The organism is Staphylococcus ratti (assembly GCF_020883535.1).
GTDB classification, from domain to species: Bacteria; Bacillota; Bacilli; order Staphylococcales; family Staphylococcaceae; genus Staphylococcus; species Staphylococcus ratti.
On sequence record NZ_CP086654.1, the window covers coordinates 1,386,902 to 1,400,413 of the forward strand.

A 13,512-nucleotide genomic window follows, 5' to 3' on the forward strand; every position below is an offset into this window, starting at 1 on the left:
TTTCTATTTGTTTTCATATCCTTTAATCGTGTACGTTTCATTATTTTCGTCAAAGTCAATGGTTGAAATTAATGTACGTCGTTTTAATTCGTACAATGTTGCTGCTTCATGTGCCTTTAAAGTTTTTTCATAATAGGTCATTTGCTTTTTTAACTGTTCAAAGATTAAATCTCTTACATGCATTCGATCATTTTTATCTTTTGAAGAAACTAATAACGACGGTAAGTCAGTTACTGGTGCGACACCTTGATGTAAATCTTTTTTATTAAACAGTACGATTTGTGGAATATGTTGCATATTTAAATCAGAGATCAATTGATTGACTGTGTCGTATTGATTTTTGTATGATTTGTGACTCACATCTACGACATGAATTAATAAATCAGCTTGTCGCGCTTCTTCTAAAGTCGATTTAAAAGCTTCTATGAGTGTTGTCGGTAATTTTTGAATAAATCCAACTGTATCAGATATGACAAGTTGAAAGCCATCATTAATGGTTAATTGTCTTGTTTTTGGATCGAGCGTCGCAAATAGTTGATCTTGTTCATAAGTTTCGTCTTCTGTTAGCGTATTAAACCATGAAGATTTGCCTGCATTCGTATATCCAACTAATGCCACTTGAAACACACGGTTGTGCATTCTTTTTTGTCGGTAACGCTCACGATGGGATTCAACATCATTTAATTTACGCTTAATTTCATTCATACGTGTACGTATATGACGTCGATCTGTTTCAAGCTTCGTTTCACCAGGTCCTCTTGTACCAATACCGCCTCCTAGACGAGACAAGCTTTTCCCGTGTCCCATAAGTCTAGGTAATAAATAATCCAATTGCGCGTATTCTACTTGGAGCTTCCCTTCTTTACTTTTAGCGCGTAAAGCGAAAATTTCTAAAATAAGCTGAGTTCTATCGATGATTTTGATTCCTAAATGTGCATTTAAATTTTTAGATTGTGCGGTTGTCAGTTCGTCATTGGCTACAACAACATCAATATCGTGAAAAGTGACTGCTTCTTTTAATTCTTCTAATTTCCCTTTTCCTATATAGTACTTGGGATGAATCTCATTCAAATTTTGAGTTAAAGTATCTAAAACATCTAAATGACAAGTATTTGATAATGCTTTTAATTCCATCATAGTACTTGCAAAATCAAATTGAGATTGATGACAATCTACACCAATCAAAAGTGCTTTTTCCCTAACTGCTTCTGTGGAATAACTTTGTTTATATGTCATTATGTACTCACCTCATTTCTGTGACTATACCCTGGTGTATTTTATCACAGTCATGCAATTAAGACTATGGTCTAACATTATGTTATAGTCGTAATGAAGCATATTTTGAAGGGGATTACAAAATATTCAGTAATATTAGCGCCCTTTCGCTAAACTAATCGATGAGGTGAAAAAATGGGATTTTATGATATTGAAGTCGAACAATCTGATGGAACAGTATATCCTTTATCACGTTATAAAGGTAATGTCATTCTCATTGTTAATACAGCAAGTGAATGTGGATTTACACCACAATTCAAAGATTTACAAACACTCTATGAACAATATAAAGATAAAGGTTTTACCATTTTAGGGTTTCCATGTAACCAATTTGGCCGTCAAGAACCCGGTTCAGGAGCTGAAGCCACTCAAAACTGCCAGCTTAATTATGGCGTTACTTTTCCAATGCATCAAAAAATTGATGTCAATGGCGAAAATGCACACCCTTTATTTGTCTATTTAAAAGCGCATCAAAAAGGTATGCTTAGTGACAAAATCAAATGGAATTTCACGAAATTTTTAATCAATCGTGAAGGTGAAGTCGTCCAACGTTTTTCACCACAAAAGCAACCTTTAAATATTGCTGATGCGATAGAAGCATTATTATAATTAAAAAAACATCACAGCTTATTGTATTTTTAACATTAAGCGTGATGTTTTTTATTTTGTCATCAAAAAGGATGATACTACATCACAGTGATGACTTAATCACATTTGCTTGCGACCCATTCGTCGTCACCGTTGTGTAATGATAACAATTCCTTGTTTTAATTTTAGCTCGTACCTTCTAAAAACGTGCTAATTGCATGTTTATAAATTAAATGGTGTCTTCCTTGAGATAGAAAATCAACCACTTGTTGGTCATAATCCGCAATTGTGCCTCTCAATTGAAAGCCATTCGTTAAAAAGACAGTCAATTCTTTCTCCTCATTTTTGAAAGTTTCTAAGTACGTTTCTTGAATATCCTGTTTGTCAAACATGTTCATTTCTCCTTTTGTTTATTTGGGTTAAAATATCATCTAGCATTTCTGGAAGTGACATTCTCTCTCTATCTAACCAATGAACATTAAGTTTGTTTTTAAACCAAGTCAACTGACGCTTAGCATAGTTCCTTGAATGCTGTTTGAGCAATGCTGTTGCTTGGTCAATTTCAATTTCATCATGCACGACTGGTACAAGCTCTTTATAACCAATCGCTTGCATACTTTGACATGATTCATAACCTAATTCAATAAGTTGTTGCACTTCATCCACTAAACCTTGAGACAACATAATGTCCACACGTTTATTTATTCTATGATACAATGTATCGCGCGACATTTCTATCCCTAGTAATAATGTATCATAATTTTCTGTTAATTGGTGACTTTTCTTGCGATTACTTAAAATTTTTTTCGTTTTAAGATAATAGGAGATGGCGCGCTCGACACGCTGACGATTATTTGGATGAATATTCGACATTGACACTGGATCAAACGTACCTAAATATTGATGTAATGCTTCATTTGAATACGTACTTAATATCTTCATCTGTTCTGCGACTTCTTTTTCACGTTCATCAGACACTACTTCACTTTCAAATTCATAATTATAAATCACAGATTGGATATATAATCCTGTTCCGCCCGCTATAATAGGCGTTTTACCTTTTTTAGTAATTTCGTGAATGAGCGGTTTGACACGTTGTTGAAAATCAAAAGCTGTAAACGTTTCATCGGGATTTAGTATATCAATTAAATGGTGCGGTACACCCTGCATTTCTTCTTCTGTTATTTTAGCTGTCCCGATATCCATACCTTTATAAACTTGCATGGAATCTCCGCTAATGATTTCTCCATTTAACTTTTTGGCAAGTTCAACACTTAGCTCTGTTTTACCGCTCGCTGTTGGCCCTACGATGACAATTAAAAAAGGTTTTTGTTCACTCACTTGATTCACTCACTTTTTTCTTTATAATTTGACGACTCATCCAGTCTAACATATGACGCCATACCGTTTCTCTATCTTTTTCAAATAAAATTTCATGCCGCTTTTGTTTATAAAGTTGTACGGTAATATGATGGATGCCGCCTTTTTTTAATGTTTTTCCTAAACGTCGAATTCCTTTGCCATTTTCACCGAAAGGATCTGCTTTTCCAGAGATAAGTAAAATAGGCAAGTTCGGGTTCATTTTTGCAATTTCTTTCATTTGTGCGGATTTCATGATCGTTCTCATCACACTATAAATGAGTTGGTTGGATACTAAAAATCCTGTGTATTGATCCTGAATAAATAAATCGACTTCATGTTCATCTGAACTAATCCAATCACTCAATGTGCGTGTAGGCTTAAAACTTTTATTAAAGCTTCCTATCATCAGTTGGTTCATCCATTTTAAACGCCGTTTTTTACCTGTCACTATTGAGATGATTTTTGTCCCTAGTACGAGAGGGTAACCTTTCCATTTCGAAAATAAAGCAGACCCTGTTAATATCAAGCCATCAACTTCATTAGGGTAAAGTTGTACAAAACGACGTGCGATAATAGAGCCCATCGAGTGTCCTAAAACAATATATGGTAAATCTTTATTGATTGTAGGTTGAAGCGTCGTTTTTATTTCATAAGCGTCTTGTGCAACTTCTTCAATAGAATTAAAATGGCCACGCAATGTATTTATCGCCTTACCATGACCACGATGATTATGACAAATGACATGATAACCTTGTTGATTCAATTGTGTCACCAATCGATTATAACGTTCTAGATGTTCAGCCATACCATGAAAGATATGCACGATACCTACCGCTTCGTTATCCGTACGAGAAACACTAACCTCTAACATCGTATCATCTGATAATGACATTTTCATCGTTTCTTTTTTAGCCATTATACATCCACCTTTCAGTTCAATAACCTTGATTCCACTTTACCACAGGAATCATTTTCAAACACGTGACACGTGTTTGATGCAATACATCGCTCGCGTTACTTTAAACTTAACAACTCAACACCCCTTTTATACGCCGCTCAACCTAAAAAAGAATGGGATAATGAAATCAAAACAATTTCTATCCCATTCCCTAAATGTTATGGCTGTACACTTTATATGCTGGTTATGTATCTATAATAATTAAGTCGCAAACTTCCGATTGCTACTTCGAGTCTCGCTTTCCCAGGCGCCTTACCTCTGCATGAACACGTTTGAATGTAATGATATACGTGTTCAGTACACATGCGAACATAAGTGAGCATGTGTTCCTTATCAACGCAGTCTATGACTGGGAGTGGGACAGAAATCTATTTGATTTCGTTGTCCCAGCCCCTAGTCATAGTTGCGGGGGAGATACTACGAAATCAATGTTATGTGATTTCTGTATCTCTCCCGGATTTTCGGTTTCGGCTCTATGCCTCGGGAGTCTCAACTCGGTACGCAATCTATTTAAGCAATTTCACTATTAAAAGTGGCATTGCTTTTTTCTTTGGTCTTTTATACAGTCTAAAATTAATAAAAATGCGATTTTTGAAGTTATAAAAGTTGCGATAGCCAAATGATATGAAGCTCAGTGATCCCGAAATATTTTTAACACTTTTAAACTCATCCATCGCAAGATGTGATGGAAGTCCCTTAGTTGGCTTCATTGTAATCTCATTGCTTACTTTATGAATCACATGTTTTATAGAAGATGCAGAAACGTTACAATCACTTGCGATATCAGTTTTTGAGCGAACTTGTGTTGCTTTATCTATAATGGCTTTCTGAATATGGTTTGAGATAAAACAGTTATCCTCAACAACATTTGTTTTAGCAGTATAAGCCCGCCAACAAACCATACATTAAAACGTTGTTTTAACAGATTTAATTACACTGCTGTCTCTTGGGATTTTAAAAAAGTAATCCTCGATAAACGTTTTCCATGTTTGTGTATTCGGTTTAGATTCGTATGAAAGGGTACCAAAGATGACGTTGGATTTCTTACCTCTATTTTTGGTTTGGTCACTTAAAATTATAGAGACATTTGCGCTATTTTTGTACAAAAAAGCAGGATGACTTTGTCATCCCACCATAAAAAATGAAGAACCAATGTTATATTCTATCAATTACACATATATTATGCAGTCGCAGATTGATGTTGTCCGTGAATCGCATGTGTAATAGCATCTTCTAACTCTTGTTTATAAACCGCTTTTGTCGTATTATCATAGCCGACTAAATCTGCTAAAACGTCTGTTACGATATCTTTATATTTTTGTACAGATTCAATATCGAAATAAAGCGCACCTGTACGACGAATTAAAAAGTCTGTTGGTTTGATAACTAATTCATTTTGAACACCATATAAAAGCTCCACATAGATTTCAAGCGGTAAACCTGTATTTTGGTGTTGCGCTGCTTGTGTTAAAGCATATAAATCATCAACATTAGAACCGTATTTTCTTGCAAGTTTACGCGCAACCGTCTCATCTAAGTTGTAACCTTTAGCAAGTTTTACTTTTTCATCAACAAACGATTCAAAGTTTTGACTACCACCAACGTCGCCACCTGATATTGGAATATTTTTCGTATTAGCTGGTTTAAATTCGAGCTTGTATTCTTGTTTTAAACGTTTTGCAACGCGATCAACTATTTCAAATGCCATATGGCGATAACCTGTCAGTTTACCTCCTGCAATGGTTAATAGACCTGAATCGCCTTCCCAAATTTCATCTTTACGAGAAATTTCTGAAGGATCTTTGCCTTCTTCTAAAATTAAAGGTCGAATACCAGCCCATGTTGATTCAATATCTTCATCTTTTACATGAACTGTTGGGAACATATAATTAATCGCATCGATAAGATAGTCGCGATCTTCTTGGTTCACTAATGGACTACGCTTATCATTGTTGTAGAAAGTATCTGTTGTCCCAACGTATGTTTTGCCTTCACGTGGAATCGCAAAAATCATACGTCCATCTTTTTCTGTATCAAAATAAACCGCTTGATGTAATGGGAATTTAGATTCATCAAATACGACGTGAACCCCTTTTGTCAATCTAAGTTCTTTATTATTTTTTGAATAATCATGACTACGTACTTCGTCTACCCATGGACCTGTCGCATTAACAACTTTTTTACCGTGAATTTCAAATTTTTCATTTTTAATACGGTCAATTACAGCAACACCATTAACTTTATTACGTTTGTCGTATAAAAATTGATTCACTTTAGCATAGTTAATAATATCTGCACCGAGCTCCGCTGCTTTTTTCATAACTTCTATCGTCATACGCGCATCATCTGTACGATATTCTACGTAATAGCCGCCGCCTTTTAAGCCTTCTTGTTTAACAAGCGGTTCTTTATCCATTGTTTCTTGTTTGTTTAACATACGTTTACGTTCTGATTTTTTAACACCAGCTAATCTGTCATAAACTGCCAGACCAATTGAAGTTGAGAACTTACCGAAAGTGCCTCCCTTATGCATCGGTAATAACATCCATTCTGGTGTTGTAACATGTGGCCCATTTTCATATACAATTTCACGTTCTTTACCTGTTTCTGCAACGACGCCAACTTGAAATTGTTTTAAGTAGCGTAAACCACCATGAACTAATTTTGTTGAACGTGAACTTGTACCTGAAGCAAAGTCTTGCATTTCAACTAAAGCCACTTTCATACCACGTGCTGAAGCATCTAGTGCAACTCCTGCACCAGTAATTCCGCCCCCGACAATGACTAAATCATATTCTCCTTGTTGCATTTTTTCTTTAACTGCGTCACGTTGTAATGTTGATAAACGTCCCATATATACGCCTCCTAAAATGATAAAAAGAGAGACTTCGCCCATATCCCTTAACATAAAGTTTTACGAACAAAATCTCTCTTCATCTCGAGTAATCTATTAACTTATCTACAGTATAGCATACCGCTTATGCTTCGTCTAACTTAAAGACTTTTGTTGCTTCTACTGCTTTTTGCCAACCTTTGTAAAGTTTGTCAGCATCTTTCTCGTCCATTTGTGGTTCAAACGATTTTTCTAATTTCCAATTGTTGCCTACTTCATCTTTGTTTTTCCAGAATCCCGTCGCGATACCCGCGAGATATGCTGCACCTAACGCTGTCGTCTCATTAATTTCTGGACGTTCTACTGAAACATTCAGAAGGTCTGCTTGGAACTGCATTAAGAAATTGTTTTTAACTGCACCACCATCGACGCGTAAACTATTCACTTCAATACCTGAATCTTGAGCCATTGCTTCAATGACATCACGTGTTTGATAACATAACGATTCTAGCGTTGCGCGAATAAAATGTTCTTTTTCTGTACCACGCGTTAAACCAAAGATTGCACCACGTGCTTCAGAATCCCAATATGGTGTTCCTAAACCTACAAATGCAGGTACGACATATACACCGTCAGTCGAGTCTACACGTTTAGCATAATCTTCAGATTGTGGTGCAGAATTAATCATTCTTAAGCCATCACGTAACCACTGTATAGCCGATCCAGAAACAAAAATAGAACCTTCAAGTGCATAATTCACTTTACCGTCTAATCCGTAAGCAATTGTCGTCAGAAGACCATGTTCAGAAGCTACCGCTTCTTCACCAGTATTCATTAACATGAAACCGCCTGTACCATAAGTGTTTTTAACATCACCTTTTTCAAAACATGCTTGCCCAAACAATGCTGCTTGTTGGTCACCCGCAATACCAGCAATCGGTACTTTTTGTCCAAAGAAGTGATAATCAATCGTTTCACCATAAACTTCACTTGATGGTTTAACTTCAGGTAACATCGCTTTAGGAACGTCAAGTAATGCTAATAATTCCTCGTCCCATTTTAATTCATGGATGTTATACATTAATGTACGACTCGCATTTGAATAATCCGTGACATGCGTTTGGCCACCTGATAATTTCCAAACGAGCCAAGAATCGATAGTACCAAATAGCACATCACCTTTTTCAGCCTTTTCACGCGCCCCATCCACATGGTCTAAAATCCATTTTACTTTAGTTCCTGAAAAATACGGGTCAAGTAATAAACCTGTTTTCTTACGGAATTCAGCTTCGTGTCCATCTTTTTTAAGTTGTTCACAAATTGCTTGAGTTTGACGAGATTGCCACACAATCGCATTATAAATAGGGCGGCCTGTATGCTTATCCCAAACTACTGTTGTTTCACGTTGGTTCGTAATTCCAATGCCTGCAATTTCAGATGCTCTCACATTATTTTCGTTGAGCACTGATGCAAGTACAGATAATACAGAGGTCCAAATTTCATTAGCGTCATGTTCAACCCATCCTGATTTTGGAAAATGTTGCTTAAATTCACGTTGTGCAACACCTACAATTTCTGCTTTTTCGTCAAATAAAATTGCTCTAGAACTTGTTGTTCCTTGATCAATTGATAAAATATATTTTCCCATAATATGTTTACCTCCCATAATCACACGTGTCATGCGTTTCAATTGAATCATCTACTCGATTTGTATCAATGGATCTTACTAGGTTTAAATTGCACCGAAATCTTTATGTTTGATTTTTTTGTTTAAAATGCTACCTAATACTAAAGTGCCTACAAGTAAAATGACCGCTACAATTGTCCAAACGTCAAACGCACTTTGGAAAAACAAACGATATAGAACCGCGCCTAAAATACCACCTGTAATTGGTCCTAAAATCGGTACGATCGCATATTGCCAATCACTGTGTCCTTTGCCATGAATAGGTAAAATCGCATGTGCGATACGTGGCCCTAGATCACGCGCCGGGTTAATCGCATAACCTGTTGGCCCACCAAGACTCACACCAATACCAACAATGAGTAAACCAACGATAACAGGATTTAACCCGTCTGTAAATTTGTTTGTCCCAATAAATAACAATGCAGATGTGAGTACAGCTGTACCAATAATTTCTGTAATAAAGTTAGCAGTATAGTTGCGAATTGCTGGTGCAGTCGCAAAAACACCTAATTTGGCTTCTTTGTCTTCAGTAGCACGCCAATGTGGTAAATATGTAAGCCAAGTTAAAATACCGCCGACCATTCCGCCTAAAGTTTGAGCAAGAATAAAGCCAGGTACTTGAGACCAAGGAAAATCACCTGTCACTGCGAAGGCTAATGTTACAGCAGGGTTTAGATGTGCACCTGAGAAATTACCAACTGCGTAAATGCCTAAAGTTACGGCTAAACCCCAACCAATTGCAATAACAATCCAGTCCGCACCTTCACCTTTAGATTTACGTAAAACTACGTTCGCAACAACGCCTCCACCCATTAATAGGAGTATCGCCGTTCCGACAAACTCAGCTAAGTAGATATTCATTATTTTTCCTCCCTATAAAAGACAAAAAGACCCCTAGCGGATCCCGTATTACATTTGTTAATAACACGTGCGAAGAAGTCTCTAGCGTCTCGATTCATCTATTAACTTGTTTTAATATTACAACCGCATGTAAGCGTTGTCAATCAATTTTAGTAGGATAGGATAGAATCGGACACATGTTTGCTTGGAAAAATTGATGACTGACATATCAAAAATGCAATTTTTACAACCTTTATGAAAGGTTCTATATATAAGTTCGTTCCTTCCGAATATATACTTTAATAAAAAAACTCCCAAAACAGCATTCTTTATAGCTATTTTTGAGAGCATTTAAAAAACATTTCTATTAACAAATGAGTATTTTAACGCACTGCGGATTCATCAATGTGAATCTGACACGGGTGTGTTTGAAGGGTGACTTGAACACCATAAGGAAGCGTCGCTTTCGGCTCGTTGTGTCCAAAACAAACATTAGTCATGACGATTAAATCCGTATAATTGAATTCTTCTAATATTTTTTTGAGTGCTTGGTCATAGTCTTCTTTAAACACACCATCTTGTGGTCTACCTACAATAATGCCTCGAACACGCTCAAAGATTCCCATCAATCCCCACGCTCTAAGCGACTCCTCAAATGACCAAGCAGGGATATGCACTTCAGAAGTTTCAATAAACAATATAGCATCACAAAATGAATCAATCTCTGGAAAATAAGGCGTACCACGCAGTTTATCTAATGATTCAAAGCAACCACCTAATAACGGACCAGAAACTTCTCCTTTACCATTCAACAAATGAAAGTCATCGTAAGCTAACTTCTCTCTTTCAAACTGACGTAAGTGTTCATCCCATCTTAGTCCACATTTACGCATGTAAGGCGCGGTCTTAATTTCCCCGAATGCAGTAGGGTTTTGAATGAGGTTAAAGAGTGAAGCCATTGTATAATCATCATTACCACCATTTTCCGCAAAGTCAGTCAATACGGCAGGTCCGTAAAATGTAGTTAAACCCAACGAATTTAAATAAAGGTGTAACGCTGTAATATCAGAATAGCCAATAAATATTTTAGGATTTTGTTTAATTGTTTCTGCCTCTAAAAACGGGATAATTCTAACAGATTCGTTGCCGCCAATTGTACATAAAATGGCTTGAACTGAATCATCTTGAAATGCGGCCATTAAAGATTCCGCACGGGCTTTAGGATGTTCATAATTCCATTGAATAGACTTTAATGCATTAGGCATCACTTTCACGCGATACCCCATTTGTTCAATACGACGCATGCCTTCCTCTGTACGCCAACGTATATTATGCTCACCAGCTAAACCAGAAGATGGCGAAACAATTGCGATCGTATCTCCTTTTTTAAGTTTTTTTGGTTTAATCATATAAGTCCCCCTGTTTAGTTCAACATTTCACACTTACCATAATTGATATTCACTTGTTGTGACGTAGGTCGCACCACTATCTACAGCCTCTTGAATTTCATGCTCAGTATTAATCAAACCACCAGCAATCACTTTAACCCCAGTTTCATTGTAAATTCTTTCAATTACTTTATTCGCAATGCCTGGCAATACTTCTACATAATCAGGTTCAATTCTCTGAATTAAAGCAATACTACGTTCTAACGCTTGACTATCAATGACGAAAACACGAAAAATCGTAATCACGCCTAATGCCTTTGCCTTTTTAATCACCTTAGTTTTTGTAGAAACAATGCCTTTAGGTTTATAAGTTTGAATAATATATTCACAAGCAAATTCATCGTGACTGATACCTTTTATCAAATCAATATGAATAAACGGTTGTAATTGATTGGCTTCAATAAGCTGCATAATACTTTTCAAATGTCCTACATGCGTATCCAATAATACACATGTTTTATAGTCCGTTCGCATCAGCTTTTCTAAACTTTTCATTGAACGTATCGCAGGTAAAATATAAGGATTCACAGCTTCACCTCTTTATTGAATGCGCTTAAATAAGCGTTCTATTTCGTAATTTGTAAAATTAATAATAATAGGACGACCATGTGGACATGTGAAAGGATCTTCCCTTTCTCGAAGTTGATCGATTAAATCTGCCATTTCGTTATTTTTCAAATAATGATTGGCTTTAATCGATTTTTTACAACTCATCATAATGGCGAGTTCTTCCCTAAACTTTGCAATATTAAGACGACGATGTTCTAACACATAATGCACCATGTCTTTAATCATGTCTTCAATATCTTCTTGAGGAAACCAAACTGGATAACTGCTAACGATATAATCGTGCCCGCCGAATGGCTCTAAAAAGAGACCTACACGTTGAAGTTCATCCATATTGTCTTCTATAATCATTTGCTCATCCTTTGTAAAATTAAATGTCAAAGGAATTAATAAATTTTGATTTTCATTATTAACTTCGCCAATTTTATCTCTAAAATACTCATACTTTATACGTTCTTGGGCTGCATGTTGATCAATCAAATACATGCCTTCATCATTTTGAGCCACAATATATGTGCCGTGAACTTGGCCTACTACTTCCATATAAGGTACGCGTGGTTTTGGAGTAACATCATTTATATTAGATTTACCTTGAACCTCTGATTGTTGCAATTCAGTATTAGTCTCTAGATTATCAATAGGCGTGTCCATCTCATTGAGCAATGCTCTTTGTGTTTGTTCATAGTTTTCGAATGGCGTTGTGTCATCTTGACTTTGCTTTCTATGTTGCGTTTCCTCTTGAACATCTCCCGTTGTTCGTTCATGTTGAAACGTAGAATTCGGATGTTCAGGTGACGTTTGTTGCTCATGAATTGTTGTGCTAGATGGTTGTGCATTAGAACGATGCTCTGAATGTGTCTGTTGTTCACGCTGTTCAAACGCCATTTTTTGTTGTTCAAATTTATCAAGTACCTTTTTAGGTTGATATTTTGAACTCAAATCATTTTTAGGAATTAACACTTTATCTTTAAATGCCGCGCGTATTTTTTCAACAATGAGCGTATACAGCTGCTCTTCTTTAGATAAACGTACTTCTAGCTTTGTCGGATGAACATTGACATCTACTAAAATAGGATCCATTTCAATATTAAGATACACGATTGGAAATCTTCCAATTGTTAAAAGCGTATGATAGCCTTCTTGAACAGCTTTATTAAGCACAAAATTCTTAATATAACGTCCGTTAATGAACAAGGAAATATAATGTCGATTACTTCTCGAATGTTCAGGTTTTGCCACAAAACCATGGATGCGATAATCACTCGTTTCACCAGTAATTTCAACAAGGTCTCGTGCCACTTTCATGCCATAAATCTCTGCCATTACCTCATTTGTTCGCCCTGAGCCATTCGTTTGTAATATTGTCTTACCGTCATTTGTTAAAGATATGCGTACTTTCGGATGACTCATTGCCATGCGATTAACGATATCTGTTATTTTGCCAAGCTCTGTATACAAACTTTTAATATATTTTAAGCGTGCGGGCGTGTTGTAAAAAAGTGAAGCCACTTTAATATCGGTACCTCTTCGTGCTTTTGCTGGTCTTTGGTCAACAATTTTACCTTCCTCGGCATAAACTTGGTGTCCTTCAATCCCATCCGTGGATGTTTGTAAAGTTACTTTTGCAACAGACGCAATACTTGCAAGCGCTTCACCTCGAAATCCAAGTGTACGAATGTGGAACAAATCATCATCTTCAACTAATTTACTCGTCGCATGACGATGGAAAACAAGATGTAAATCATCTTCACGAATACCTGAACCATTATCTACCACTCGAATTTCAGCTATACCCGATTCTTGTACTTCAATATTAATTTCTGTGGCACCTGCATCGATACTATTTTCAAGTAACTCTTTGACCACTGAACTTGGTCTTTCAACAACTTCACCCGCCGCAATTTTATTAGCAAGTGAGGTGTGTAAAGTTTTAATATGCCCCATCGTGATCACC

Annotated in this window: 12 protein-coding genes; 1 reads left to right on the forward strand and 11 read right to left on the reverse strand. The window is 36.4% G+C overall.

The annotated features are described in order from the left end of the window. Positions 1-3: 3 nt before the first annotated feature. Positions 4-1,236, reverse strand: coding sequence for a GTPase HflX (hflX, locus tag LN051_RS06705; RefSeq protein ID WP_229291775.1), 1,233 nt, complete (start codon positions 1,234-1,236; stop codon positions 4-6). Between the two features lie 174 nt (positions 1,237-1,410). Here hflX and LN051_RS06710 point away from each other — a divergent pair, with 174 nt between their 5' ends. Next, positions 1,411-1,884: a glutathione peroxidase gene (locus LN051_RS06710; protein WP_229291776.1), complete on the forward strand. Its 474-nt coding sequence runs from the start codon at positions 1,411-1,413 to the stop codon at positions 1,882-1,884. A 164-nt stretch (positions 1,885-2,048) separates the two neighbouring features. Here the strand turns inward: LN051_RS06710 and hfq are convergent, their stop codons facing one another. The 10 genes from hfq to mutL all read right to left on the reverse strand — a co-directional run bounded on the left by hfq (position 2,049) and on the right by mutL (position 13,502). Beyond that, positions 2,049-2,255 (reverse strand): RNA chaperone Hfq, encoded by a 207-nt coding sequence (hfq, locus tag LN051_RS06715; protein ID WP_229291777.1) that lies wholly within the window; start codon positions 2,253-2,255, stop codon positions 2,049-2,051. Then, entirely contained in the window at positions 2,248-3,204 is a 957-nt protein-coding gene (miaA, locus tag LN051_RS06720; RefSeq protein ID WP_229291778.1) for a tRNA (adenosine(37)-N6)-dimethylallyltransferase MiaA, read from the reverse strand. The genes hfq and miaA overlap by 8 nt, the downstream gene beginning before the upstream one ends. Continuing rightward, positions 3,197-4,141 carry an alpha/beta hydrolase gene (locus tag LN051_RS06725; RefSeq protein WP_229291779.1) on the reverse strand — a complete coding sequence of 315 codons (945 nt, stop codon included), beginning with the start codon at positions 4,139-4,141 and terminating at the stop codon, positions 3,197-3,199. Before LN051_RS06725 ends, miaA begins: the two co-directional genes overlap by 8 nt. Positions 4,142-4,689: 548 nt before the next feature. Next, positions 4,690-5,085 carry a hypothetical protein gene (locus LN051_RS06730; protein WP_229291780.1) on the reverse strand — a complete coding sequence of 132 codons (396 nt, stop codon included), beginning with the start codon at positions 5,083-5,085 and terminating at the stop codon, positions 4,690-4,692. 278 nt (positions 5,086-5,363) lie between these two features. Beyond that, positions 5,364-7,037, reverse strand: a complete 1,674-nt coding sequence (locus LN051_RS06735; RefSeq protein ID WP_229291781.1) for a glycerol-3-phosphate dehydrogenase/oxidase — start codon at positions 7,035-7,037, stop codon at positions 5,364-5,366. Between the two features lie 124 nt (positions 7,038-7,161). Beyond that, positions 7,162-8,664 carry a glycerol kinase GlpK gene (glpK, locus tag LN051_RS06740; protein WP_229293638.1) on the reverse strand — a complete coding sequence of 501 codons (1,503 nt, stop codon included), beginning with the start codon at positions 8,662-8,664 and terminating at the stop codon, positions 7,162-7,164. Positions 8,665-8,748: 84 nt separating this feature from the next. Next, entirely contained in the window at positions 8,749-9,564 is an 816-nt protein-coding gene (locus LN051_RS06745; protein WP_229291782.1) for an MIP/aquaporin family protein, read from the reverse strand. A 362-nt stretch (positions 9,565-9,926) separates the two neighbouring features. After that, positions 9,927-10,952: a S66 peptidase family protein gene (locus LN051_RS06750; RefSeq protein WP_229291783.1), complete on the reverse strand. Its 1,026-nt coding sequence runs from the start codon at positions 10,950-10,952 to the stop codon at positions 9,927-9,929. Between the two features lie 33 nt (positions 10,953-10,985). After that, on the reverse strand, positions 10,986-11,519 hold the full coding sequence (locus LN051_RS06755) for a glycerol-3-phosphate responsive antiterminator (RefSeq protein ID WP_229291784.1): 534 nt from the start codon (positions 11,517-11,519) through the stop codon (positions 10,986-10,988). A gap of 12 nt (positions 11,520-11,531) precedes the next feature. Continuing rightward, a complete protein-coding gene (mutL, locus tag LN051_RS06760; RefSeq protein ID WP_229291785.1) occupies positions 11,532-13,502 on the reverse strand; it encodes a DNA mismatch repair endonuclease MutL in 1,971 nt (656 codons plus the stop codon). Positions 13,503-13,512 lie beyond the last annotated feature (10 nt).